This is a genomic window from Bacteroides uniformis, assembly GCF_025147485.1.
GTDB lineage: Bacteria > Bacteroidota > Bacteroidia > Bacteroidales > Bacteroidaceae > Bacteroides > Bacteroides uniformis.
In genome coordinates, this window is record NZ_CP102263.1 from 2,668,486 (window position 1) to 2,694,996 (window position 26,511).

Genomic DNA, 26,511 nt, shown 5'->3' on the forward strand with positions numbered 1-26,511 from the left:
AATTTACGATTTGACAGAGTTATTAGATGGCAAAAAAAACAATAAATAAAGAGCTTACAGGTGCACAGGACTTATACAATTTCTTGTTTGAGGCCTGTAATATAATACGCGGTCCTGTAAGCCAAGATAATTTTAAGGATTATATCACGCCTTTACTTTATTACAAGCGGATATCTGATGTTTATGATGAAGAAACAGAAGAAGCTTTAATATCAAGTGGTGGTGATAAGGAGTATGCATCTCTGCCAGAACAACATCGTTTTGTTATTCCTGATGGTTGTCATTGGCAAGAAGTCCGAGAGCGTACAGAAAATCTTGGAGCTGCCATAGTCGGTGCTATGAGGCAGATAGAGATAGCAAACCCAGATACATTGTATGGGGTGCTATCTATGTTTTCATCTCAGAAATGGACTAACAAAGCAATACTCAATGATAGCAAGATTCGTGACCTGATAGAACATCTATCAAAACGAAAACTTGGTAATAAGGATTACCCTGCGGACTTAATGGGTGATGCTTATGAAATATTATTGAAGAAGTTTGCCGATGATAGTAAGGCTCAAGCTGGAGAGTTTTATACTCCTCGTTCTGTTGTGAGATTATTAGTGCATATTCTCGATCCGCAACCGGGGGAAACTGTATATGATCCTGCTTGTGGTAGTGGAGGAATGCTTATCGAAGCTATACGATATATGCACGATGATTCTCTTTGCTGCGGAAGTATATTCGGACAGGAAAAGAATGTCGTGAATGCGGCCATTGCTAAAATGAATCTATTCCTGCATGGTGCATCTGATTTTAATGTAATGCAAGGCGACACATTGAGAGACCCAAAAATTCTTCAAGGTGGTAATATCGCCAAATTCGATTGTGTTATAGCAAACCCCCCATTTTCTCTTGAAAATTGGGGAGCAACGGAATGGAGTTCAGATAAATATAAGCGCAATATCTATGGCACACCGAGTGATAGTTGTGGTGACTATGCGTGGATTCAGCATATGATATGTTCTATGTCTTCCGGCAAGGGGCGTATGGCTGTTGTAATGCCGCAAGGTATTCTGTTTCGTGGAAATCAAGAAGCAGAAATAAGGAAACAATTAGTCGAAAGTGATTTGATAGAAGCCGTTGTTACATTAGGAGATAAATTGTTTTATGGAACTGGACTTTCACCGTGCTTTTTGATAATACGAAGAATGAAACAGGCTCATCATTCCGGACGGATTTTGATGATAGATGGTTCCAAAATTCTAACTCAAAAGAGAGCGCAGAATATTTTAGAAGAGAATGATATAGATAGGTTATATTCACTTTATCAAAATTACTCCGATGAAGAGGACTATTCTCGAATCGTTACATTGCAGGAGATAAGAGATAAAGAGTATAATCTTTCGCCCAATCGCTATGTGGTTTACCACAAGGAGGAAATTCGTCCTTATGCGGAAGTGTTGGCTGAGTTCAAACAAGCATACGCAGATGTGAAGCGATTGGAGAACGAATTTTCATTACTCATTAACGCATAATCAATATGGCAGAAAAAGTAAAACAATATCGTCTTCCTGATGACCCTATTACGCTCGATGAACTTAAAAGTTTCCTTTGGGCGGCTGCCACTCATTTGCGTGGTCAGATTGATGCTGCAGGATATAAAGAGTATATTTTCCCTTTGCTTTTTTTCAAACGCATTTCCGATGTTTATGATGAACAGTTTGAAGGATTTGTGTGTGAAGGAGGAGTTGAGTATGCAGGTATGCAAGTAGAAGATCTCCCCATCCGTATTCCTGATGGTGCGCACTGGAGAGATGTTCGTGAGGTGACGGAAAATGTTGGTAATAAATTAGTCGAAGCATTTATTGCCATTGAGCAAGCCAATCCTGCTAAGGAAATGGATGGTAGAAAAATCGGAGGATTAGAAGGTATTTTCGGACCTAAGGATGGCTGGACCAATAAGGCGAAGATGCCTGATAATATCATTACTTCGTTGATTGAGGATTTTTCTAAATATACGTTGAGCCTAAAGGCTTGTCCTGCCGATGAGATGGGGCAGGCATACGAATACCTTGTTGGAAAGTTTGCCGATGATGCCGGAAATACTGCTCAGGAGTTCTATACGAATAGAACAGTCGTTCAACTTATGGCTGAGATACTGCAGCCACAACCGAATGAAAGCATTTATGACCCAACTTGTGGTTCCGGGGGTATGTTGGTTAAATGTTTAGACTATCTTCGCAACAAAGGTGCAGAGTGGCAGAGTGTACAGGTGTTCGGACAAGAGGTGAATGGCTTGACTTCTTCTATTGCACGAATGAATCTTTATTTGAATGGAGTTGAAGATTTTTCGATTGCATGTGCAGATACGTTGGAGCATCCTGCATTCTTGGATGGCAGCCATCTTCGTAAGTTCGACATTGTTCTGGCAAATCCTCCTTATTCAATCAAAGAATGGAATCGTGAAAAATTCATGAATGATAAGTGGGGACGTAATTTCTTGGGAACGCCTCCGCAAGGAAGAGCTGATTATGCATTTTTTCAACATATTATTGCTTCGATGGATAGAAATACTGGTAGGTGTGCTATATTGTTTCCCCATGGTGTACTATTTCGTGATGAAGAATATGAGTTGCGCAAAAAATTAGTTGAAATAGATATTGTAGATTGCGTAATTGGACTTGGTCCTAATCTATTTTTTAATGCTTCTATGGAGGCTTGTATTATTATCTGCAAAAATAGAAAAGAAGATAGTCATAAAGGTAAAGTTATTTTTATTGACGCAAAAGGAGAGGTATCAAGAAAGAATGCTGAAAGTTATTTAGAAAATACTCACATCCAGAAAATTATTTCTGCTTATGAAAATTTTGAAGATATAGAATATTTTGCAAAAGTTGCTGATATAAATGATATAGATAATAATAAGAGTTTGCTTAGTATACAAAGTTATGTCAAGCAAAAAGGAACAAATGAAATATACATTTTGGATGAATCACTCCCAAAATGGATTGAGGCTTCAAGATCAATGCATATCGAAGTTGCTAATCTTTTAAGTATGCTAAAATATGAGTAGGGTAAAGTTTGGAGATGTCGTTAAAGATGTGAAGATAAATATAGATCGTCTAAATAATCCGTATGAATACTATGTTGCAGGCGATCATATGGATTCGGAGGATTTAACCATACATAGGAAAGGATGTTTTACAACAGATGATGTTGGACCTGCTTTTATTCGTGTATTTAAACCAGGTCAGATTTTGTATGGTTCAAGAAGAACATATCTAAAGAAAATAGCAGTTGCTGATTTTGAAGGAGTATGTGCTAATACTACTTTTGTTTTTGAAACGAAAGATCCTCATGCATTTGAGCAACGTTTGTTGCCGTTCATTATGCTATCAAAGGATTTTACGACTTGGTCGATAGCTAAATCAAAAGGTTCTACAAATCCTTATGTGTTATTTTCTGATTTGGCTGATTTTGAGTTTGAATTACCTCCATTAGAGGAACAAAAAGTTCTTGTTGATAAATTATGGGCAGCCTATCGATTGAAGGAGGCTTATAAGAAACTACTTGTTGCCACTGATGAAATGGTGAAATCGCAATTTATCGAGATGTATTATAATACTCATAATAAGCAAACCCTTGAATCGGTTTGTCCAATCATGAATAAGGGGATAACGCCAAAATATGTTGAATCTTCTTCTGTCTTAGTGATTAATCAAGCATGTATCCATTGGGATGGTCAACGTTTGGGTAATATAAAATACCACAACGAGGAAATCCCAGTTAGGAAGAGAATACTTGAATCAGGAGATGTTCTCTTGAATGCAACTGGAAATGGTACTCTTGGACGATGTTGTGTATTTATTTGTCCTTCAGACAATAATACCTACATAAATGATGGACATGTGATTGCCTTGTCAACAGATAGAGCAGTGATTCTTCCAGAAGTGCTTAATACATACCTTTCTTTAAATGATACGCAAGCAGAAATATACAGGCAATATGTAACTGGTTCTACAAATCAAGTTGATATCGTATTCTCAGATATCAAGAAAATGAAAGTTCCTGTTCCTAGTATGGATGAACAAATCTTGTTTGTTGAGGTCCTCACACAAGCCGATAAATCAAAATTTGAGTTGAAGCAGTGTATTGAAAATATCGATAAAGTCATAAAGAGTTTAATAAACGGATAGAATAAGAGAGATACGTTGATAGCTGCGGCTTAATTGGATAACAAATTTATTAATAATATGATAGAGAATCTGATTAATGACATAGAGCAGGCTATGCTGGGAGTTTTAAACAATGAGCAAATGAGTCAATTACGAAAGGTGCTAGATTATGCCTTTCGTGATATCAACGTGTCGTCTAAGAACAATGAAGAGTGCAGTGGTAATAGTGAATTAATAGATAGTTTTTTGTCGGCTAAACGAGTCGAAGGTTGTTCGGATAAGTCGATGCACTATTATCGAAGTACATTAAATAATGCTATCAGGAAAATAGAAAAAAATATTCGCCATATCACTACTGATGACTTGCGTAATTACTTAAATGATTATCAGCAGACAAGCGGTGCTACAAAGGTTACGGTAGACAATATACGTCGCATTTTGTCAAGTTTCTTTTCATGGCTTGAGGATGAGGATTATATTGTGAAGAGTCCGGTACGTCGGATTCATAAAGTAAAAGTCGGAAAAACAGTCAAAGAAACATACTCCGATGAAGCGTTAGAACAAATGCGTGACCATTGCGAAGGTATTCGCGATTTAGCCTTGATTGATTTGTTGGCCTCTACTGGTATGCGTGTCGGGGAGTTGGTCAAACTCAATCGGAACGATATAGACTTTGAAAACCGGGAATGCATCGTTACCGGTAAAGGAGATAAGCAACGTCGAGTTTATTTCGATGCTCGTACAAAGATACATTTACAACGTTATTTGGCAGAACGGATAGATGACAATCCTGCCCTGTTTGTTTCATTATTAGCACCTTACGATCGCTTACAGATAAGTGGTGTGGAAATACGTTTACGTCGTTTGGGGCGTGAATTGAATATTCCTAAGGTGCATCCTCATAAATTTCGCCGTACGTTGGCGACAATGGCGATAGATAAAGGTATGCCTATAGAGCAGGTCCAGCATCTCTTAGGGCATCAAAGTCTTGATACAACATTGCAATATGCTATGGTGAATCAGACAAATGTAAAAATGTCTCACCGTAAATTTATTGGTTAGTATGTCGCAATTTATCGAGATGTTTGGTAATCCTGTTACGAATACAAAAGGTTGGAAGACTGCTAAGATTAAAGATGTCGCCCCGGAAATGCCTTCTAAAGAGCAACTATCTGGCAAAATCTGGCTATTGAATCTTGATATGATAGAATCAAATACTGGTAGGATAATAGAGAAGGTCTATGAAGATGTTGAGAATGCTTTATCTGTTCAATCCTTTGATGAAGGGAATGTACTATTCTCAAAATTAAGGCCTTATTTAAACAAGGTTGTGATACCAGATGAGCCTGGAATGGCAACGACAGAACTGGTTCCATTACGTCCAGAGCCTAGTAAATTGCATAAAGTATTTTTGAGTCATCTGTTGCGGGGTAATCAGTTCGTTAATTATGCAAATGATATAGCTGGAGGTACTAAAATGCCACGAATGCCGCTCACTGAGTTAAGAAACTTTGATTGTATCTTACCGCCAATGGACAAACAACTTGAATTCGTTTTCATAGCAGAACAGGTCGATAAATCAAAATTTGGCGACTTCAAATCGCAATTTATCGAGATGTTTGGGAATCCTCTTTCTTTAAATCAGAAGAATGAGTTGAAAAGATTAGGAGAATGTTGTATTCTAAATCCAAGACGTCCTAACATTGCTCTTTGCGACACCGATAAAGTCTCTTTTATTCCTATGCCGGCGGTAAGTGAGGATGGATATTTGGTAGATATGACTGACGAAGAATATGGAAAAGTAAAAAAAGGCTTTACATATTTTGAGAATAATGATGTCTTGTTTGCCAAAATTACACCTTGTATGGAGAATGGCAAAGGAGCTATTGTACATGGACTTACAAATGGTATAGGAATGGGATCTACAGAATTTCATGTATTGCGGCCAATTAACGGAATATCTAGTCCCTATTGGCTGTTAGCATTAACACGAATGCCTATATTTCGTGAGCGTGCTGCAAAAAATATGTCTGGAACAGGCGGGCAGAAAAGAGTTAGTGCTTCATATCTGGACCATTTTATGGTTGGATTGCCTGCGATGGAGGAACAAAGGCGTTTTGAAGCAATATATAGACAAGCCGACAAATCAAAATCTGTCATTCAAAAAGCTTTAGTATATTTGAATGACATACAGAGTGACGAATTAGGGAAAATCGCTTAATTATTAAATTGATAACAATAAAAACCATAGATATGTTTAACGAAGACAATACAGTGGAGCAAATGCTCATAGAAGCTGCAACCCAAAGTAGTTGGCAGTATGTAAAGTCACAGGATATACCTCGTAGTTCTGATTCTGTCCTTGTTGAATCATGGCTATTGGAAGCTCTTGTCAGGTTAAATCCAATAACACGTCAACAAGCGGAGCAAGTTATTTATAAACTCCGTGCTGCTATTACTTGTGGAGGTAATTATGATGAATTGGTGACTGCCAATGACCGTTTTCGTACATTATTATTTAATGAAAACACAGAGCCTTTTGGAAAGGATGGTGAATATATACCTATCAGATTCTTTAGCGAAGATGCGGTCGAAGATTATTGTGTAGTGACCAATCAATGGGAGTTTCCACGTAGTTCTGTTGAAGGAGGTAAACGTTTGGATTTGGTTTATCTGATAAATGGAATTCCGGTTTGTGTTGGTGAAGCAAAATCTCCTGTTCGCCCTCAGATAACATGGGCTGACGGAGCCATTGATATGCTGCATTACGAAAAGAGCATTCCAGAAATGTTTGTTCCGAATATATTAACCTTTGCTACAGAAGGTAAAGAACTTCAATATGCCGGCATCTGTGCCCCTGTTGACAAATGGGGACCTTGGTTTAATGATGAAAGTCGTCAGCATGGTACAATAGAGTCGGTTAAAAGTAACGTAATGGGGTTGGTTCAACCAAACCGACTGCTTGATATATATCGTTACTATAGTGTTTTTACAGGAACATCATCAGGCAAAAAAATAAAAATAGTTTGCCGTTATCAACAATATATAGGTGGTGAAGCTATTGTTCAGCGTGTCTTAAATACATATCGAGAGAAACAAGGTCCGAAGAAAGGTCTTATTTGGCATTTCCAAGGTTCGGGAAAATCATGGTTGATGGTATTTGCTGCCCAAAAATTACGTTTGCAGAACGAATTACATGCTCCCACAGTTGTTATCGTTGATGACCGTATTGATTTGGAAGATCAGATAACGGGCGATTTTACTCGTGCTGATATTCCTAATATAGAATCTGCAAAGACAAAAGATGAGTTAGTTGCATTTTTCAAGCAGGATCAGCGCAAGATTCTGATAACGACAATTTTCAAGTTCGGAGATGTTGATAGTGTACTGAATGAAAGAGATAATATCATTTTATTGGTAGATGAAGCACACCGAACTCAGGAAAAGGATTTAGGACAAAAAATGCGCAATGCATTACCTAATGCATTTTTCTTTGGCCTTACCGGAACGCCTATCAATAAACGAGATAAGAATACTTTTCAATCTTTTGGAGCTGATGAGGATTTAGAGAAAGGTGGATATATTTCAAAATATACTTTCCAAAATTCTGTTGAAGATGGAGCTACGCTTGAATTGAATTTCCAAACAGTGCCGGTAGAGATGCATCTTAACGAAACTCAATTACAAGAAGAATTTGATGAACTGACCGATCAAATATCCGAGGACGAAAAGAACGAATTAGTAAAACGAACTTCTGTTGAAGCATTTTTTACAGCAGAGAAGCGAATTAACGATGTCGCACGTTATATTGTAAATCACTTCAAAGAGTATGTAGAGCCCACTGGAATGAAAGCTCAAGTCGTGGTATATAACCGAGACTGCTGTGTGAAATATAAGAAAGCGATTGATGCTCTTTTGGGTTCGGAAGATGCAACCACTATCGTTATGCATACGGCTGGCGATAAAGCTGATGAGTATAAAGCATACCGTCGTGATAGAGAACAAGAAAGAAAACTTCTTGACCAATTCCGTGATCCATTGTCACCGATTAAAATGGTGATTGTCACTTCAAAGCTGTTGACAGGTTTTGATGCTCCAATTTTGCAATGTATGTATCTTGATAAACCAATGAAGGATCATACGTTGTTACAAGCTATTTGCCGTACGAATAGAAAGTACAATGTTGATAAGAAATGTGGTCTGATTGTAGATTTCGTTGGTGTATTTGATAATGTAGCCAAAAGCCTTGCTTTTGATGAGGAGACGGTAAAAACGGTTGTAAAGAATATTGATGAGATAAAAGTGTTGATACCTCAATTTTTGCAAGAGTGTATTGACTTTTTCCCTGGTGTAGACCGGACAATCGGTGGTTGGGAAGGTTTGCAAGCTGCCCAGCAATGTTTACTTGATGAGTCTACAAAAACGAATTTTGCAAAACATTTTTCACGATTGGCTAAAGCTTGGGAAACAGTAAGCCCGGATGCAATGCTGGCTGCTTATCAGGCGGATTATACTTGGCTGGCTCAGGTATATCAAAGTGTACGTCCTGTTAGTACCGGAGGATCACTCATATGGACTTTATTGGGTGCTAAAACCATTGAAATCATTCATCGTAACATTGATACAATTGATATTGGGACTCCACTTGAGGATCTTGTGGTAGATGGAGATGTAATTGATATGGTGTTGGAGCAAGCCAAAGACAATCCTAAAAAGATATTGGAAGTGGAAAAAATGCTTCGTTTGAGGTTAGGAGAGCATCATGGAGACCCCAATTACAAGGCATTTGCTGAGAAGTTGGATGAACTGCGCCGTCATATGGAGGAAAATCTTATAACTAGTATTGATTTCCTCCGAGGATTGCTCACCCTTGCTAAAGAAGTGCTTGAGGAAGAAAAAAACTCAAATCAACCTCTTGACAAGAGGGAACAAGCTAAAGCTGCTCTTACGGAGTTGTTTGAATCAATTAGAACTGAGGATACTCCTATCATTGTAGAACGTGTAGTTGCTGATATAGATGAAAATGTGGTAGCTATTGTACGTAAGTTTAAAGATGCTTTTAAAAGCATTACAGCTCAGCGAGAGATAAAAAAGAAACTACGTTCTATTCTGTGGGTTAACTACCAGATTAAAGATCAAGAAGTTTTTGATAAGGCTTATCAGTATATTGAGATGTATTATTAATTGGTTGATAAAATAAATTTGTTATGGCTGTTGAATCACACGATAAGAAACTTGATGACCTTCTAAAAATGGTTGAAGAAGGTAAGGCTCAATTACCCGACTTTCAACGTAGTTGGGTTTGGGATGACACGAAGATATGTAAACTAATAGAAAGTATCACATCTGGCTTCCCAATGGGTGCAGCGATGTTTTTGGCTAATGGTGGTGAGCATATCCGTTTTAAGTATCGCACATTTGAAGGTGTGGATTCTATATCAGAAGTTACACCTGAGTGGCTTGTGCTCGATGGACAACAGCGACTCACAACCTTATATCAGGTCTTGAAAAGTAAGAAAGCAACTAATACTCGATTAGAGACCAATCGAGATACAATTATCAAACGCTATTATTATCTAGATATTCGTAAATGTCTAGACTCTACTGCGGACAGATTGGAAGCAATCATATCTGTATCAGAGAAGAAACAGCTTACAACAAATATTGGTCGTGATGTAACGCTGGACTTATCCACAAGAGAGAAAGAATTTGAGAACCTGATGTTTCCCTTGAATATTACGTTTTCTCATAATGATACGGAAGATTGGCATTATGATATGGAAGACTATTACAAAGGTGATAGAGAGTATAGAAATTTATTCCGTGATTTCTCACAGCAGATTCTTCGCCCAATTTTAGAGTATAACATACCTATAATTCAGCTTGATAAAGAAACCCCGAAAGAAGCTGTCTGCCAGATTTTTGAGAATGTAAACACTGGTGGTGTACCTCTTACGGTTTTCGAACTCGTCACAGCTACATTTGCTGCTGAAGGACATGAATTGAGAAAAGATTGGGAGACCATTCGTCATATTTTTGCTCAAAAAGTAAATGGCGAGCTATTGAAAGAAATCACTGGCGCTAATTTTTTGGCAGCAATGACTCTGTTGGTATCATATTATAAAAGAGTGGTTTCAGGTGATGATGAGCGTGTGGCTGTAACATGTAAGAAAAAAGACATTCTTAGGCTTGAATTGAAAGATTATTTGAAGTATCATGACGCTTTGATTAAAGGTTTCTGTGATGCAGCTGATTTCTTAGTACATCAGGGGATTTTCCGTTCCAGAGATCTTCCATATTCGTCACAACTTATTCCACTTGCTGCAATCTTTGCATACGACAACGAAAATAAAAAAATGTTGCATCTTGGAAGCAAACAGGAATTATTGTCTCGTTGGTATTGGTGTGGCGTAATGGGTGAACTATATGGGGGTGCCAATGAAGCTAGATTTGCAACTGATATAATGGGCGTATTCCGTTGGATGGAAGGTGGTGAAATGCCAGAGACTGTATATCGTTCCAATATACAACCAACTCGTTTATTGACCATGCAGACTAGGAATAGTGCAGCGTACAAAGGTGTTATGGCACTTATCTTACAAGATTCACCACTTGATTTTATGACAGGTCATCGTATGGATATAGCATCTTACATTGATGAAGATGCTGATATTCATCATATATTCCCTCAAACTTATTGCGAGAAAAATAACCTTCCACGTATAAAATGGAATTCTGTCATTAATAAGACTCCAATTTATGCATCTTCCAATCGTTCAATAGGAGGACATGCACCAAGTACCTATATTGGAACTATGGCAAATAAGGGATTAAAACAAGTTGAGATACAGGAAGCTATAGAGTCACATAAGGTAAGTTATGCTCATCTTGCATTAGATGATTTCAATGCTTATTTCATAGATCGAGCAAAACAATTGCTTGACAGAATAGAGCAAGCGACAGGCAAATCTGTCTCAGGAAGAGATAGCGAAGAAACAATCCGTGAATTTGGTGTTGCTTTAATATAGATAGCAATCTGTAACAAACTAGAAAAATATGATTAATAAATAGCTGAAAATAAATGAACTGGAGATTTTGGAAGAAAATATGTGCAAATAATTCGATGGAGGATGATAAACAAGTATCATTAACTCCTGCTCTGCTTAATCGTGATAGTGAAAGTGATAAGAAGCAGTATAGGAGTGTTTTGAATCTTGCACGAAAACTAGAAGAGAAAGACATATTGAACATTGCTCTTACTGGTCCTTATGGATCCGGTAAGAGTTCCATTCTTCGCTCTTTGATGAAAGACTATCGTAAATACAAATATCTTTCAATATCTCTTGCTACTCTAAAGTCACCATTAGATGATAAAAAGAATAAAATAGATATTGATACGATGAATAATCGTATTGAATACAGCATTCTTCAACAACTTATTTATAAAGAAAAACAAGAGACGCTTTATAACTCCAGATTAAAAAGGATTTATCATAAATCAACTTGGGCTCAATATGCTTTATCTTTTGCAATAATATTTTATATTGTTGCCTTAATTATTGTATTTGAACCATCATTTTTGGAGGTGGATTGGATTTGCAATCGCTTAAGTAATCCAGTATTAAATAAATGGTCTGATATTTTTGCTCTATCATATATATTTGTTGCAACAATAATATTCGTTCAAAAGACTGTCAAATCATTGAGTAATAGTAAACTGAATAAGTTAAATCTAAAGAATGGAGAGATTGAATTAAAAGAAAACAAAGAAGATACATCCGTTTTCAATAAGCACATGGATGAGATTGTCTATTTCTTTGAGGTTACTGATTATAATGTTGTGATTATAGAAGATTTAGATAGATTTGATAATACGGATATTTTTCTTAAGTTAAGAGAGGTAAATCAACTCTTGAATCAGTCAAACTCTGTGGGGCGTAAAGTTACGTTCATTTATGCGGTTAAAGATGATATGTTTTTTGATGAAGAACGTACTAAATTCTTTGATTATATCACAACTGTAATCCCAATAATCAATTCTTCAAACTCGGCAGACAAACTGAAAGAGGAACTAGAGATAAAAGGCTATTCAGATCTTAATGTCGAGGTAATAGACAGTTTGGCTTTTTTCATTGACGATATGAGATTACTGAAGAATATTGTCAATGAATATGCCCAATATAGAGAAAAACTTGATGAGAAACTTGATCAAAACAAACTTCTTGCAATGATTGTATATAAAAACTACCATCCAAAAGATTTTGCTGATCTGCATAAAGGAAAGGGTGTTTTGTATGATTGTTTGCATAAGAAAAGTGAATTATTGGTTGAGCGCAATAGACAGATTGACGAGCGTATTAATGGAATAACTAAAAAACTTCAATCTTTAGAAGCGACACATGCCATACAAGAAAAAGAATTAAGGCTGATTTATATTGAAGGGTATCGTAGAAAATTATCAAAACAAAATGAAAATAATGCCTTTTTGTTTTTTGTCGAAAACAATTTTATACCTCTTGAAGATATCGCAGAAAATGAAACGTTATTTAATTCCTTTATATCGCAATCCTCATTTCGATATCAATGTTTTAAGAGGCATCAAACTAACACATATTATGGTGTTAGATATTATTATGATACATCTGAAGATAGTTGCAATATTCAATTCAGTCAAATAGAGAAAATAGTTAATTCTACCTTTACCTACCATGAGCGATTAGAAGCCTTGCGAGAAGGGGAAAAAAGATATCGTGAACAAATCAAGATACTAGAATTATCTCGTAATAATCATTATGCTACTCCAATACAAGAACTGTTGCTGGATGTTGATATGCAGACGCATAAAATTTTTAGTGAACTCAATGTCTCTAAAATGCTTGAAGTTTTCTTGAAAGAAGGACTTATAAATGAAGATTACTTTGATTATATATCTTTCTTTTTTGGTAAGTCAATTAATAAGCACGACCATGATTTATCCTTGAATTAAAACTTCGGCATAGTTTGCCGTATGACTATCATATAGATAAAGTAGGGCAGTGCGTAAAAAACATTCCTGATAAATGTTACAACGATGTAAGTATATTGAATATTCAGGTGGTCGATTGTATTTGTCAGCATCTTGAAGAAGCAAATAACTCAAAACTTCATTCGATAGCACAAGTTATTATGCATAATAAAAAGTGGGACTTTTTGATTGACTTCTATAAATCAGTTGAAGATTCAAGCTCGCTTTTCAACCATTTGGGCAGTATCGTTGATGGATTATGGAAGATCTTCGTGAAACAGAATTCCGATGAATTATTCGAGTCTTGGTTACGATTCCTCGAATTGAACCATTCCACCAAAGAAAGTCGTAACTGGTTGAATAAACACTTCGCATTTATATCTCATAGAGTAGATCTCATAGGTTTTGATACAATCAAACAAATAGTGTCGAATGGAAAACTGATTTTTACAGATATAGATGCAGAGTCTAGGTGTTTGCTTGAGTATGTTGTAGAAAACAAAGCATATATGTTGACACCAGAAAATGTTGTATGCGCATTTGTTCATTATCGAAATGAGAGGGTGGAAACATTGGATAATTATCCTTTAAATGTTACAATACTGAGGAGCTGTAAATCAGCTAAATCTATATCAGATTATATAGATGAATGTTTTGACAATGCACTAAATAATGTATTTATTACAGATACGGCAAAAAAAGAGAGTGTGGGAATTATTCTTGAAATTATTAATTCTGAGGATATAACAGAGGACACAAAACGCAAATACCTTTCTGGGCAACAGAATAAAGTTTCTCTTTCCGATGTTAACAATATACAGTGGGAGTTCGCTATTGAAGTTGATATAGTTATACCAGCATGGCCTGAGATATATGCATTTTATGAGAGTCAGAATAATGTAATGATTTCCAGTTTGCGAATATTCATTACCAAACATATTGATGAATTAACAGATATATCTGAATTGGATGATACTCAGAAAGAACTACTGGCACACAGTGCTTTATTGACATCAGATTTTGAAATTTTGGTATACGATAAACTTGTCAAAATCTTTGATGGAGTTACATTTAAGGATGCGGATATTAACAGTGTAGATAACGCTCATTTTAAGTCGTTACTTTGTGCTGATATGCTTCCATATAGCACATATTATACGACAACAATTAGAGACAATCATAGTGATGTACTTACTTATTATGTAGATAAGTATTTGGATGAGTGTATTATAGAAATAGAGGAGTTGCCTACAGATATGAGGCTATACAAGCATCTTATGAAAAATCCAAGAGTAATCGGTGAAAAAGCTCTAAGTGTAGTTCAACATTTTCTTCCTCATATTGTGTGGGATAACGAATTGGCAAATATCACTCTTCCTGTGTTGAAAAACAATATTGAAAAATTTGATTATGACATAGAGAAGAACATTTTGGTCGCCTCTACTAATTTGCCAGAGCGATTGTCTTTTTTGATAGACTTGGTTGAAAAGTTTAGAGATGATTTTGACATTGTGACAGAATTAATAGAGTCTTTAGGCGATTCTTATCGAAGTATTACAGATAAATCAAAAAAGGCTACTATAGAAAATAATCACATGAATGAAATGCTTTTAGGGAAGCTAAAAACTATTGGATATATCTCATCATATAGAGAAGATGATGATAAACTTCGTGTAAGTCATAAACGTAATCACTAAATCAAATGCAAGAGAATAGAGGAATTTATAACTAAAGTTATGGAAAGAAAAGGGATTGTTTGATAACGAATAAAATAAAGTCTCAACCGATAGCATTCCTATCCGATTGAGACTTTTCGTTTATTTATCCCTGTCCGAAAACTTCTGTATAATTACAGCAATACCAATCCCCAAAACAACCATAAGAATACAACCAATAACAGCCTTCCAAATCAATCCGGAATGCAAAATCTCTGCATTAGCTACTATCATGCACACGAAAAAAGAAGATAGAGCAACTACAATGGTAATCAAAATGTAGAATGCCGTATCTGGGATGGGGATGGCATTGCTGGCTTTCTTTATTCTTCGCTCGGCTTCCTTACATTTGCTCTCAATCTGGCTGAGAAAATTGTATAGAAGGGTCGCACCGAATTCTACTGCTAACTTCTGTATTTCTTCAGAAATAATAGGTTTGCACTCATGTATAGAGTCGGATAGATTTTCAACTTCTGTTCTCAGCTTATATACGTTGTCATTCAGGCTGACAAGTTCCTTTGCGTTGATATCGAGTAACTGCTTTTCTTCCTCCAGATATTCATTCTTGGGAGTGGCTTTTATGGCTTCCGCTTCACTCATTTCCGAGGAAAAATCGAATTTCTTTTTCATGTTCGGTTTCATGGGCTTATCGTTTTAATCCTGTTTTCAGTTTCTTTCCTAACGAACGACTGGCGGCATGAGCGCATCTGCGAGCCCATTGCAAATTGTCTTCATCCTTGTCTCTCCACGGAAGGTCGCTTTGTGAGCCTCCACCACCTCCACCGGTTGTTACGTTGGGGGTATCTATCAGTCCGACAAATATAGCTACTGCCATATCGGTAAGTTCCTGACAGTTGGCAATAAACCTGTAATCAAATTCGTCATTAAAACAGTCAAGTATTTTTTCCGGAATATAGAATCTGTAATCCTTACCTTCATGGCTGAGGGCATAGGAAATCATATCCTGACTATATGTGAGATATTGGGTATAGTCAATAGGAGCAACCTTATGTATCGCTGCCTGTTGAACGGCTTTGGGAGCATTATTTCTAATGACGGTAGCTGACTGATGGTGCAGTTTCTCCCATGTCGCAGGAAGTTTCGAGACCATCAGGTTCCTGCCGATTCCCAATTCTGAAGCCTTGTATTTGGTGTTTCCATTCATGAGGGCATATCCACGAAGAATACCTTTCTTGTCCTCTCTTTCATGGACGGTATAACCTTTCCGTATAAGAGTGTTCTTGTACTCATCCCATGACCATGATGGCATTGCTTTCAACACCTCCATACAGTCCCGGTTCACTTGTGGAATGTTACGATTTCTGATTTGTTCTGCAGTCGTCCAGCCACGTTTCTTTGCCACTCGCTCGGCGGCACGTTGCGCCCGAAGATGAATGTTATGGTCGTTGTTGATATTGCCATTTTCATCCAAACGGCAGACCGCAGCATGGAGGTGGGGAACTTCGCCTTTGGATTCTGTATGCAGCCAAACAGAGTATTTACTGTTAGCTAAATTGGTTGGACAGGAACGGATTTTTCCATCCTTGCCGGTAATCACCTGTTTGTCGAACTCCTCGGCGAAATCTTGCCAAAGTTTTTGCCAATCTTCGATGTCATAGAATTGGGTATGTTTGGGCGATGGACTCAACTCGATTCTGATAACGGAGTTCTTTATCGGGCGATGCTGGGATATGGTCAACTGCATGGAGTTCCATATCCCCATAGCGTCCGGTTCTGAGGGCAACAGATTGTCCAATACCCGATAAATTTTCTCCGGATGCTTCTTATGTTGTGATTCACCGGTAATGTAACGGAGGTCGTTGATGCCGTGCGATATGGCTTTGGCTTTTGCAATCATTCTTCTTCGGATTTAAGGTTGGACGGAATTTTGTTCTTCTCTTTTACAGTATTCAGGAACTGGCAGACACTTTCGGCTACATTGCCAAGTTCCTTGAGCCAGTTGACCATGAACGGAATCTGATTGAACATTGCCATGCGCTGCTTTGTGGACATTCCGTGTAGGGCGGAGGTGTATTTTACGAGGTCTGCCCGACAATCGTCCAGATTCTGCAACAGGGCTGCTTCTTCTTTCGTAAGTCTCACTTTGGGCTTGAAGTTATAGGCACACGACAATAGGTAATCACTTATGGTCATACCGCATTGGGTAGCCATTGATTTTATATACTCCTTTTGAGTAGGAGTGACTTTCGCTCCGATGAAGACGTTTCTGGTTTCTTTAGAGGAGTTCGATGTATTTTCAATATCTTCTTTCATTTGAATCATTGTTATAATTGTGAATAGGTGCGAGCTTGCGAGTACCGCACCGGCGAGGGAACTGAGCAGGCAAGAGTGCCAGTGTACAACCGTAACGTAGTGAGGTTATACCTTGGCATATCTTGCAACAGATACCTGTTGATGCTTTCCGGCAAGCCATATTGGATGTACATACAGAATCGGCAGACGGATTTGAACCAGAAACTAAGATATTCATCTAAAAGAGGGGGGATAGAATGAATACCTTGTGTGCAACCCCTGACTACTTTGCTTTATTCTTATATATACGCCCCGACAATAAAGTAAAGTTGAACTCAATAATGGTATTCTGGATTGAAGGCATAATCTTTCCCTTCTTTTATAACCATTTGTTTGTCACTGAGCAATGTTGCGACCTTTACCGCCTTGTTATAACCGAGTTTTATACCCTGTAATCCGTAACCCTCTTGCAAGCGTTCTATATAATCATCGTAATTGTTGATGTTGCCATTGGCAAAAACGGCATTCAATGCTGGACGATGTACATTCTTTGGAATCTCCTTGTCCGGATCGAACGGTCCTTTGGTTGGTCGTCCGGTCTTCTTCTCTTTTGGCAGATAGGACTCTACCGGTTCGGGTATGGCTTCCTCGTTTATGCGGAAAGCGAAAGGTTCAAACTCACGGTCGCGGATATGCACGGCTTCGACCACGCTTATGGTCTTGTCCTCTTTATCCACCTCGATCTGCATAATGGTTTCCGCTTTATTGTTGAGTTCAGTGCCGATGTGACCACGAGCATGTTCGTCATTCTTGTTCTGATGCAGTACGGTATGGATGTGAATCTGTCTGTCGTCCGTCCACTGCATGAATTTGGAGATGATATCGGTAGATTCACCGGGAGAATTGATGTCATACAGGAAATCACGAATGCCATCTATGATGACCAATCCCAAATCCGGTATTGTGCCAATGGCCTGTTCGACTATCGCCAGACGTAGTTTAGGGGAGAACTTGCGTAGAGCCAGCATGAGCAGATTATCCGGTTTCTTGTCTTCCGGCAATTCAGCTAAACGTAGGATTCGTTTCAATATCTGCTGGCAATGATGTCGTCCTTGCTCCGTGTCGATGTACAGAATATTTCGCTTATTATCGGGAAAAGTGGACCGATAATGAAGAACGGTGCTGTTTCTCAATGCCGATGCGACTATGGCCGATACGTTAAAGGTTTTCTTGCTTTTGGCTTTTCCGATGGACGCACTGAAGTTTCCTAATGTACCGATAACAGCATCGTCTACCATCAGCACCACTGGCGACTGCTCGTAGGTATTCGTCACGCTCACGATTGAATCTTCCATGTAAACCGCCAATTCTTCACATGAAGGAGTCGTATTGTCCGTCTTCTCCATCTTTACCAGTTTTTCGGGTTCGGTTTACGACGATGGGATGCGAGCATGGACTCATTCTCTTCCTCAAAACTTTGCGGAGCCGGAGTCTTTCGGGAAGATTCCAGCCATCTATCCAGTTCATCACGATAGATGTAGAGATGTTTTCCTTGTTTTATAACCGGAATATCATCCTTTTTGACCTTGTAATAAAAGGTTGACAACGGCATTTTAAGATAGTTGCAAGCCTCCTGTACGGTCATGGGAACGTGCGTGTTCTCTTTGGTTTCGTACTGCTTGGAAAGTTTCTCCGTTAGCAGATTTTCCATACTTGCGATTCTGTCGCATAGTTCGCCCACCACAGTCGGCAGGTCGTTGAATGTCAGTTGGTCTTTTTCCATATTATACTCTTTTAATCGTTTAATATACTGCGAACCAACTCAATGAAACCTTGCAGAACAATACAGACCGGATTAATTATTTCGTCTGCATGCGTTTTTTTAGTCTGAGTTACTATTATCTGTTTCTAAATGGAAGCGATAATCGCCTTTATCGGGCACGTCAATAGGAATCTGACTAGGAACTTGATCCCGTAAATTAAGTTTGAGATATTCAAGAGTCGCATTTTCGAGTTCGTGAGGAAATGAAGACTTGATAAAAATGGCTCTTTTTGCCAATGATACTCCCAAGCGTTCACCTACATTCCATGCCAGATGGCGAAGTCCCGGTGATCTCAGTGGATTATCTATATTGGAGCGAATGGGCTTGTATAAATCGGATCTATCACAGGCCATATACTCAATATTAGAAATGAGGATTGCAATAGCTTCTTTAGACAGATAGGGTGCGGTTTTAATAGTTACATATTCACGAATAGCATTCATGACTTCTACTTGTTTTTCTGCTTCTTTCTTTTTGATGTTCTCTCGTATTGTATCATAATTATCTATAACTGAATTATTGGGCTGTTCAATAGTTTGAATTTCATCTGCACAATCGGTTTTTATTTCGAAACCAGAGTCAGTAATAATAGGAGATTGCCGGTCAAAAGAAAAATTGATTGGATTCTTCGTCAACCATGTGTAGAAAAATCGTTGCAGTAGACCACACAATAGGATTGTAACCACAAGGCCGATTATAACTGGAGTCGTTATTGTTGTGGTATTGATTTTGTGATAAGTGAATAGGTAAGTGTCTACTGCCACATAGGCAATTACCAATAATGCAAGAATAAAACTTATCCTCTTGGTCCGAATTTGAGTATTATTTGTCATCTGCTGCAAGTATTTGAAATGGTTATATGGCAAAGTTATGTGCTATATTCCAGATATATATAATTAGTGATGACGAATCGCTCAATATTTGTAAAAAATAACGGTTAGAGTATGATTTCAGACTAAAAATCATACTCTAACCGCTTAAAAATAGGGATAAGTGGCTGTCAGTCCTTCCGTGTCAAGGTAATCTTCTTGCTAGCTTCACGTTTGTTGGCATCCACTACTTTGATATACCTTTGAGTGGTGGTGATACTCTTGTGTGCCATGATGCTCTGTATGGTGCGGATGTCCGTTCCGGCAGCTGCTTGTAGCGTTGCAAATGTTCTACGATACGAGTGAAATGTTATGTTCTTGGTAATTCCGGCAGAACGAATCCACTCTTTCATTGGGATTTGCGTCCAACTACGCATAAGTCCCTTGAATACCAAACCTTTCTTTTCAGAATTATAGCCTATCAATCCCAATGCTTCTTCACTAATAGGAATGATATCTTCCGCTTTGTTTTTTTGTGTAATGATATGTACGCATTTCCCTCCGGCTGAGTAGTCTACAATATCTTCCCAGCATAGTGCGAGTATATCACTGATACGTAAACTGGTCATACATGAAAACAGCGATGCTATTTTCAGAATGGGCTTCTTGCACGGTGTTTCAGCCAACTTGTACAGTTCATCTACAGACAGATACTCCTTGACTACATCCTCTGTTTCAATCTTATCCAAAAAATCATTGACATTGGTCTTTATCATTCCATTGCGGTAGAGTATTTTCAGGAATCCCCTGAAGGTAGACCAGTATCCCGATGCGGAGTTTCGTGTTATGCGTCCTTTGCGTCTCAGTTTTTTAGCTGTGAGCAGATACTCCCGAAACTTGTTGCAAAGGTCTATGTCAATCTCTTCAAAAGTACATTTACCATGTACGAAGTTGTTGAAATGCAGATAGACAAACTCCCATTTCTGGTCATGCTTACGGAGTTGCTTGCGATAATGCTCCAAGAAGTCTGCCTTGAGTTTGTACTTGTCAAAGAAGTCATACCGTTCATTGACAACTGACTCGAACCTGCGGCAACGGATGGCTTCGGCTTTCTCGGTCATTACCTCGTTGAAATTCTGTTCTCGTTTGTTTCTCGGATTGGCATAGACATAGATGCCAAGCGATTCATGACGGATAACTTTCATAGTCTCTTTGTCTCGATACCCAGGATAATAATCTAGATAGAAAGACATCATTCTACCTTTTAACGGACGTGTTCTCAACGTTACTGTTTTACATTCATGCATACTAATATATTTTTATGGTTATTATTAATTCGCTGGCAAAACTCTGTAATGTAATCATGCAGATTATCTACAGCAGAGATTAATTTTTGAATAATTAATGGATAGCGACAAATTAGATTATTTGTGAACACCCATAACCCTGTCAAACTCTACTTTTAGGAATCGGACGAACCGTCCGTTCTTCTCGCGATTGATCTGATGGAATTGCAGAATTCCGTAAACAGAGTCGCGGGAGAGTTTGAATTTTTCCATAGCCTCCTTGACGGTATAGTATTCCGCTTTGCTCTCCTGTTCTGAACTCTTCGAGAGGTCGAAGTGGAGCTTTGAGTAGAATATCTGCCCATGTTCCTTCTTGGATGGGATATTGTTCCGATACACCTGCGAACGGATGGCGACGCGTGTCATACCGTATTTTTCCTGAATATCTTCCGGTGTGTACCATTCGGTCAAGTCGGAATCCACCTCGTATTTGGCAAAGGCAGCATCGATATGTTTCTTGCTATAATAGTTGAATTGGCGTATTCGTACCTTCGGAACTTTGTGCTGCCGTGTATAAGTCCACACCCATTTGGCGTTGACCTTATATTTCTCTGCAATTTCTTCAGCAGTGTAATACTCAGTGATGTCGAAGTCCTCTTTAGGCATGATGCGCTCATACGGTTTGGTTTTCATCATTAGTTCGATGTCAGCACGACGAATGAGCGACTTCTTACCACTGATGCGTGAAGCCCGAAGTTTGGATTCCTTTACCAATTTATATATGTATTGTCTGGTTACGCCCATCAACTTTGCTGCTTGGGCAAAAGAGAAGAAATCCTGTCCCTCGGCGGCTTGTCGAGGTTGTAGCAACTCTTGCGAGCGTTTCAACTGCCGCTTGCGTTCCCGGATGCGTTCTTTGTAGCCAAGATTGGAACACTGATGGCTACAATAGCAGGTCGTTGTCTTTTGAGCTATAAATGGCTTTCCACACCATTGACAAATCTTTCTTACTTCCATATTTTCCTCGTTTATATTGGGGATAATTTCTCCTTATTTCTCCCGGATTTTGTCAACACATGTAAACCATTGTCAACACACGTCAACTAATGCGTCATTGTGACATTCGGGCTAACCGTGAATTTGTGTCGCGGTAGAAATATGATAGAAAAATATGGATAAAAACCGTTACTACCAAATAAGGATTAGAAAGTGTTAAAATAGAAAAGCCGCTGAAATACAGCGACTTTATTCTAAATGGTTATAATTGGTTATGGCAGTTTCTAAGCCATCATTTGCCGATGCAAAAATGTTCGAAAATATTCCCAAGTACCATATCGTTCGTAACTTCCCCTGCAATATCGCTTAGATGGAAAATGCATTCGCGGATATCTTGTGAAACAAAATCTCCGGATAGATTTTCTGCTAATCCTTGTTGGACCCGGTGGATGGCTTCCAAGGCATGGGTCAAAGCCTCGTAGTGGCGTATATTCGTGACAATGACATCGTTTTGGGTAACCGTGGGCAGGTTAGCGGCAGAGATTAGCATTTGCTGAAGCTTGTCGAGGTTGGTACGTCCTTTGGCAGAGATGGAGATGCATTGCACATTAGTAGCGGCCACGGTGAAACTGGAGTTGGGGATGGTTGAGGCATCTTGCACCAAATCGGTCTTGTTGAATACGAGAATGAGCCGTTTCCCTTCGCAACGGGGAAGTATCTGGGTAGTTAGTTGTGGTATCCGTGAGACGGCATTCGTGGCATCAACTATCCAGAGCACGATTTCCGCCTGCTCCAATTTCTGGAAGGTTCGCTCAATTCCTAGGTTCTCGATGGTGTCGTTCGTTTCGCGTATGCCTGCCGTATCAATAAATCGGAAAGTTATCCCACCAAGATTGACTGTGTCTTCTATCACATCGCGGGTTGTCCCGTGTATGTCGCTTACAATGGCTCGTTCCTCGTTTAGTAGTGCATTCAACAGGGTGGATTTACCAGCGTTCGTTTCGCCGATGATGGCTACGGGCACGCCGTTCTTGATGGCATTGCCTACACTGAAGGATTGTACTAAACGGGAAATTACCTGCTCTATGCCGTCTGCTAGGAGACATAGCTCGGAGCGGTCGGCAAATTCCAGTTCTTCGTGGTCGCTGAAGTCCAGCTCCAGTTCTATGAGTGATGTGAAGTGCAGCAATTGGTCGCGTAGTGAGGCCAGCTCTTTACTGAACCCACCGCGCATTTGGCTCATGGCGAGGCGGTGAGTGGCGGCAGAGGTGGAGGCGATGAGGTCGGCCACGGCTTCGGCCTGGCTTAGGTCCATTTTGCCGCCCAAGAAGGCCCGTTGCGTGTACTCACCGGGAGCGGCCAGGCGGCAACCATTGCCGATGAGCAATTGCAACACCTTCTGAAGAATATAGCTCGAACCGTGGCACATGATTTCCGTGCTATCCTCGCCCGTGTACGAGTGGGGGGCACGGAATAAGCTTACAAGTACTTCGTCTATGATGTTTTCTTCTTCATGGATATGACCGAAGGTAAGTGTGTATGGCTTGGCATCCTTCAGCTTCTTCCCCTTCCGGGCAGGGGTAAATATGCGGGATGTTATCTCTATGGCATCCGGTCCGGAGACACGGATGCATCCTATGGCTCCCCCTTGGGCGGTGGCTATGGCACAAATGGTATCTTGGTTCATTTTATCCGGCTTATTTTTATTCAGCAAAGATAATGGTTTCTTTACAAAAAAGAGAGATGGTGATTCAACTTATGGGCTTTTATCGTAACTTTGTGCAAATCGATAATGGATAGATGCTTATAAAGCCTAATCCGCCTCTGTGCCCATTGTGGGTATAGCAGGACATTGCTACACTATACAGACCAGCAACGGGCACGTCAGGCAGGATGTGATGAAGTCATTACTAAACCCTACTCCTAGGATTGGCTGAAGGAAAGGGAGGAGCATTTCTTGAAGGATACTTAGATACGGTCGAGTACTGTTTTGATAAGAGTATCTATCGTATTCTTGTATCCCGTGTTAGCTTCTTTTATCAGGCGGTTGGCAATGACCATGCATACCGTCATGGCCTTGTGCCCCATCAGACGGCTCAAGCCTGCCAGGGCAGAACTTTCCATCTCGAAGTTGGTAATACGGTAGCCGTTGTATTCAAATTTTTCAATCTTCTCATTCTGATGTGGGTCGGCAAGCGGCACGCGTAACTCGCGTCCTTGAGGTCCGAAGAAGCCCCCGGCGGCAATCGTTACGCCACGTACCATGTCGTTTTGTGCGATGCGGTCTATCAGTTCAGTGCTTGCATCAATGACGTAGAGGGCAGGGGCACACATGTTGCCGGACCATCCCATATGGTTGAGGAAGGCACGCTCCATGGGCAGGTCGCACACGGAGTTGCGTCCGGCATAGAAGTTGAGCAGCCCATCGAAACCAATGGACTTTTCAGAACATACGAATGTGCCTACCGGAGTGTAGGGTTGCAAGCCGCCGCAGGTGCCGATACGTACCAGCTCAAGGCTACGCAGATGGGGCTTTTCTTCGCGCGTCTCGAAATCGATGTTTGCCAGGGCATCCAGTTCGTTCATCACGATATCGATGTTGTCACATCCGATACCGGTGGAAACCACCGTAATACGTTTCCCCTGGTAAGTACCGGTGATAGTCTTGAACTCGCGGCTTTCCACTTCACATTCCTTGTTCTCGAAATGGGAGGCAACCAGTGCCACCCGTCCGGGGTCGCCTACCAAGATGACTTTGTCTGCCAGCCATTCGGGCTTTACGTGAAGATGAAATACAGAACCGTCTTCATTGATGATCAGTTCGGAAGAGGCGAAATATTTCTTCATATGCTTGAGGCTTTAATCTTTTGTTTATAAATAGAAACGCCGGGAACCGATTCTTGTTCACCGGTTCCGGCGTTTCGTCAGTTACTTTCCGGGTTATTTACTCAACGGCTGGCTGGTATTGCCCGTCGTCGGTTTGGCAATGTTTTCGCGCATGGAAGTGTCGGCTTCTATATTCTTCATCCGGTAATAGTCCATGATACCCAGATTGCCGTTGCGGAATGCTTCGGCCATGGCCTTGGGTACTTCCGCTTCTGCCTCGATAACTTTGGCACGGGCTTCCTGGGCCTTTGCCTTCATTTCCTGCTCTGTGGCTACGGCCATGGCGCGGCGTTCCTCTGCCTTGGCTTGAGCAATGTTCTTGTCGGCATTGGCTTGGTCTATCTGCAGGGCGGCACCGATATTCTTACCTATGTCAATATCAGCAATGTCAATGGACAGAATTTCGAATGCTGTTCCGGCATCCAACCCCTTGCGCAATACCAGTTTGGAGATAGAATCCGGATTCTCCAATACAGACTTATGATTCTCTGACGAACCGATGGAAGACACAATACCCTCGCCTACACGGGCCAGAATCGTGTCTTCTCCGGCACCGCCCACCAATTGGCGGATATTGGCGCGCACCGTTACACGGGCCTTGGCAATCAGCTGGATACCGTCTTTGGCAACAGCTGTCACGGGAGGGGTGTCAATTACTTTGGGGTTAACGGACATCTGTACGGCTTCGAATACGTCACGGCCGGCAAGGTCGATGGCGGTTGCCATCTGGAACGGCAGCTCGATATTGGCTTTAGAGGCGGATACCAGTGCGTGTACCACCCGCTCTACGTGACCTCCGGCAAGGTAGTGCGCTTCCAGTTCGTCGCGCGTGATGTTTTGCAATCCTGCTTTATGAGCTTCAATCATGCCGGGCACAATGATATAAGGAGGGACATTACGGATGCGCATCAGGAAAAGTTGTACCAGCGAGATGTTTACTCCCGATACTTTGGCAGACAGCCACAAGAAGAACGGTACATAATGGAAGAAAAGTACCAGGAAAATAATGCCTCCTATAATGAGGAAGGCGGTTAAATACATTGTGCTTGGATCCATGAGATTAAATATTAATTGTTAGTTATAAATAATAGGTTGATTTCAGAAATTTCACTGCTTGAGCCGTTCCACTAAGAGGACTCCGTCGGCAATACGGTCTACGATAATCGGAGTCTTTTCGTTCAGGAAGCCGTCTGATGACTTTACTTCCACGATGTCTCCGTTGATTTCGGCATAGCCGATAAGAGCCAGGCGGGTAGTGGTTACGCCTATATCGCCTACCTTGACTTTTTCCTCGGCACTACGGTCTACTTTGGAGGTGATGTTTTTTTTCAATGCAATTTTGTCGAGTGTCTTGGAGCGCATGAACCATACCAACGAGCCGATACAAGCCAGGGCAGATATGATAAGCGTAATGACACCTGCCGTGGTGCCCATATAGGCAAAGGCATAGTAGTTGGCAAAGATGATGCAACCTCCTGCCAGAAAACCGGCAACGCTGATGCCCGGAATTACGAATAATTCCACTAAGAACAAGATTACTGCTCCTATAATCAATGAGGCGATAATGAGTATATCCATA

Annotated in this window: 19 protein-coding genes and 1 pseudogene; 8 read left to right on the forward strand and 12 right to left on the reverse strand. The window is 40.0% G+C overall.

The window, feature by feature from the left end; translation table 11 throughout:
• Nucleotides 1–26 precede the first annotated feature (26 nt).
• From NQ510_RS10440 to NQ510_RS18895, 8 genes and pseudogenes are all read left to right on the forward strand, one after another.
• Nucleotides 27–1,520 (forward strand): type I restriction-modification system subunit M, encoded by a 1,494-nt coding sequence (locus NQ510_RS10440; protein WP_004300588.1) that lies wholly within the window; start codon nucleotides 27–29, stop codon nucleotides 1,518–1,520.
• Between the two features lie 5 nt (nucleotides 1,521–1,525).
• The gene (locus NQ510_RS10445; protein ID WP_004300587.1) at nucleotides 1,526–3,058 is read left to right on the forward strand and encodes a type I restriction-modification system subunit M; all 1,533 of its coding nucleotides are present in this window, start codon (nucleotides 1,526–1,528) and stop codon (nucleotides 3,056–3,058) included.
• Entirely contained in the window at nucleotides 3,051–4,181 is a 1,131-nt protein-coding gene (locus NQ510_RS10450; RefSeq protein WP_004300586.1) for a restriction endonuclease subunit S, read from the forward strand. The genes NQ510_RS10445 and NQ510_RS10450 overlap by 8 nt, the downstream gene beginning before the upstream one ends.
• A 57-nt stretch (nucleotides 4,182–4,238) precedes the next feature.
• Nucleotides 4,239–5,222, forward strand: coding sequence for a site-specific tyrosine recombinase/integron integrase (xerA, locus tag NQ510_RS10455; RefSeq protein ID WP_004300585.1), 984 nt, complete (start codon nucleotides 4,239–4,241; stop codon nucleotides 5,220–5,222).
• 1 nt (nucleotide 5,223) lies between these two features.
• Entirely contained in the window at nucleotides 5,224–6,381 is a 1,158-nt protein-coding gene (locus NQ510_RS10460) for a restriction endonuclease subunit S (RefSeq protein WP_005826882.1), read from the forward strand.
• Nucleotides 6,382–6,413: 32 nt separating this feature from the next.
• Nucleotides 6,414–9,344 (forward strand): type I restriction endonuclease subunit R, encoded by a 2,931-nt coding sequence (locus NQ510_RS10465; RefSeq protein WP_004300583.1) that lies wholly within the window; start codon nucleotides 6,414–6,416, stop codon nucleotides 9,342–9,344.
• A gap of 23 nt (nucleotides 9,345–9,367) precedes the next feature.
• Nucleotides 9,368–11,188 (forward strand): GmrSD restriction endonuclease domain-containing protein, encoded by a 1,821-nt coding sequence (locus tag NQ510_RS10470; protein ID WP_004300582.1) that lies wholly within the window; start codon nucleotides 9,368–9,370, stop codon nucleotides 11,186–11,188.
• A gap of 53 nt (nucleotides 11,189–11,241) precedes the next feature.
• Nucleotides 11,242–14,861 (forward strand): annotated as a pseudogene (locus tag NQ510_RS18895) (YobI family P-loop NTPase).
• A gap of 120 nt (nucleotides 14,862–14,981) precedes the next feature.
• Here NQ510_RS18895 and NQ510_RS10485 read toward each other — a convergent pair.
• The 12 genes from NQ510_RS10485 to NQ510_RS10540 form a co-directional block, all read right to left on the reverse strand.
• On the reverse strand, nucleotides 14,982–15,521 hold the full coding sequence (locus NQ510_RS10485; protein ID WP_005826873.1) for a hypothetical protein: 540 nt from the start codon (nucleotides 15,519–15,521) through the stop codon (nucleotides 14,982–14,984).
• Nucleotides 15,522–15,525: 4 nt separating this feature from the next.
• Entirely contained in the window at nucleotides 15,526–16,737 is a 1,212-nt protein-coding gene (locus NQ510_RS10490) for a hypothetical protein (RefSeq protein WP_004300579.1), read from the reverse strand.
• Nucleotides 16,734–17,153, reverse strand: a complete 420-nt coding sequence (locus tag NQ510_RS10495; RefSeq protein ID WP_032855182.1) for a plasmid mobilization protein — start codon at nucleotides 17,151–17,153, stop codon at nucleotides 16,734–16,736. The genes NQ510_RS10490 and NQ510_RS10495 overlap by 4 nt, the downstream gene beginning before the upstream one ends.
• 314 nt (nucleotides 17,154–17,467) lie before the next feature.
• Nucleotides 17,468–18,538 carry an AAA family ATPase gene (locus NQ510_RS10500; protein WP_004300576.1) on the reverse strand — a complete coding sequence of 357 codons (1,071 nt, stop codon included), beginning with the start codon at nucleotides 18,536–18,538 and terminating at the stop codon, nucleotides 17,468–17,470.
• A 2-nt stretch (nucleotides 18,539–18,540) separates the two neighbouring features.
• Entirely contained in the window at nucleotides 18,541–18,915 is a 375-nt protein-coding gene (locus tag NQ510_RS10505) for a helix-turn-helix domain-containing protein (protein ID WP_004300575.1), read from the reverse strand.
• Nucleotides 18,916–19,014: 99 nt separating this feature from the next.
• Nucleotides 19,015–19,788: a hypothetical protein gene (locus NQ510_RS10510; RefSeq protein ID WP_004300574.1), complete on the reverse strand. Its 774-nt coding sequence runs from the start codon at nucleotides 19,786–19,788 to the stop codon at nucleotides 19,015–19,017.
• 167 nt (nucleotides 19,789–19,955) lie between these two features.
• Nucleotides 19,956–21,071, reverse strand: coding sequence for a tyrosine-type recombinase/integrase (locus NQ510_RS10515; RefSeq protein WP_032855155.1), 1,116 nt, complete (start codon nucleotides 21,069–21,071; stop codon nucleotides 19,956–19,958).
• Nucleotides 21,072–21,188: 117 nt separating this feature from the next.
• Nucleotides 21,189–22,067: a helix-turn-helix domain-containing protein gene (locus NQ510_RS10520; RefSeq protein WP_004300570.1), complete on the reverse strand. Its 879-nt coding sequence runs from the start codon at nucleotides 22,065–22,067 to the stop codon at nucleotides 21,189–21,191.
• Between the two features lie 271 nt (nucleotides 22,068–22,338).
• Complete coding sequence (gene mnmE / locus NQ510_RS10525) at nucleotides 22,339–23,733, reverse strand: tRNA uridine-5-carboxymethylaminomethyl(34) synthesis GTPase MnmE (protein WP_005826869.1); 1,395 nt, start codon at nucleotides 23,731–23,733, stop codon at nucleotides 22,339–22,341.
• 281 nt (nucleotides 23,734–24,014) lie between these two features.
• Entirely contained in the window at nucleotides 24,015–24,893 is an 879-nt protein-coding gene (locus NQ510_RS10530; RefSeq protein ID WP_008663776.1) for a nucleoside phosphorylase, read from the reverse strand.
• A 93-nt stretch (nucleotides 24,894–24,986) separates the two neighbouring features.
• Nucleotides 24,987–25,988, reverse strand: a complete 1,002-nt coding sequence (gene floA / locus NQ510_RS10535; RefSeq protein WP_005826863.1) for a flotillin-like protein FloA — start codon at nucleotides 25,986–25,988, stop codon at nucleotides 24,987–24,989.
• A gap of 51 nt (nucleotides 25,989–26,039) precedes the next feature.
• Entirely contained in the window at nucleotides 26,040–26,510 is a 471-nt protein-coding gene (locus NQ510_RS10540; RefSeq protein ID WP_005826862.1) for an NfeD family protein, read from the reverse strand.
• Between the last annotated feature and the right edge of the window lies 1 nt (nucleotide 26,511).

Bases quoted from the DNA above. Each gene is read 5' to 3' on its own strand.
- NQ510_RS10440 (WP_004300588.1), top strand. From the start codon at position 27: ATGGCAAAAAAAACAATAAATAAAGAGCTTACAGGTGCACAGGACTTA.
- NQ510_RS10445 (WP_004300587.1), top strand. From the start codon at position 1,526: ATGGCAGAAAAAGTAAAACAATATCGTCTTCCTGATGACCCTATTACG.
- NQ510_RS10450 (WP_004300586.1), top strand. From the start codon at position 3,051: ATGAGTAGGGTAAAGTTTGGAGATGTCGTTAAAGATGTGAAGATAAAT.
- xerA (WP_004300585.1), top strand. From the start codon at position 4,239: ATGATAGAGAATCTGATTAATGACATAGAGCAGGCTATGCTGGGAGTT.
- NQ510_RS10460 (WP_005826882.1), top strand. From the start codon at position 5,224: ATGTCGCAATTTATCGAGATGTTTGGTAATCCTGTTACGAATACAAAA.
- NQ510_RS10465 (WP_004300583.1), top strand. From the start codon at position 6,414: ATGTTTAACGAAGACAATACAGTGGAGCAAATGCTCATAGAAGCTGCA.
- NQ510_RS10470 (WP_004300582.1), top strand. From the start codon at position 9,368: ATGGCTGTTGAATCACACGATAAGAAACTTGATGACCTTCTAAAAATG.
- NQ510_RS10485 (WP_005826873.1), bottom strand. From the start codon at position 15,521: ATGAAACCGAACATGAAAAAGAAATTCGATTTTTCCTCGGAAATGAGT.
- NQ510_RS10490 (WP_004300579.1), bottom strand. From the start codon at position 16,737: ATGATTGCAAAAGCCAAAGCCATATCGCACGGCATCAACGACCTCCGT.
- NQ510_RS10495 (WP_032855182.1), bottom strand. From the start codon at position 17,153: ATGAAAGAAGATATTGAAAATACATCGAACTCCTCTAAAGAAACCAGA.
- NQ510_RS10500 (WP_004300576.1), bottom strand. From the start codon at position 18,538: ATGGAGAAGACGGACAATACGACTCCTTCATGTGAAGAATTGGCGGTT.
- NQ510_RS10505 (WP_004300575.1), bottom strand. From the start codon at position 18,915: ATGGAAAAAGACCAACTGACATTCAACGACCTGCCGACTGTGGTGGGC.
- NQ510_RS10510 (WP_004300574.1), bottom strand. From the start codon at position 19,788: ATGACAAATAATACTCAAATTCGGACCAAGAGGATAAGTTTTATTCTT.
- NQ510_RS10515 (WP_032855155.1), bottom strand. From the start codon at position 21,071: ATGCATGAATGTAAAACAGTAACGTTGAGAACACGTCCGTTAAAAGGT.
- NQ510_RS10520 (WP_004300570.1), bottom strand. From the start codon at position 22,067: ATGGAAGTAAGAAAGATTTGTCAATGGTGTGGAAAGCCATTTATAGCT.
- mnmE (WP_005826869.1), bottom strand. From the start codon at position 23,733: ATGAACCAAGATACCATTTGTGCCATAGCCACCGCCCAAGGGGGAGCC.
- NQ510_RS10530 (WP_008663776.1), bottom strand. From the start codon at position 24,893: ATGAAGAAATATTTCGCCTCTTCCGAACTGATCATCAATGAAGACGGT.
- floA (WP_005826863.1), bottom strand. From the start codon at position 25,988: ATGGATCCAAGCACAATGTATTTAACCGCCTTCCTCATTATAGGAGGC.
- NQ510_RS10540 (WP_005826862.1), bottom strand. From the start codon at position 26,510: ATGGATATACTCATTATCGCCTCATTGATTATAGGAGCAGTAATCTTG.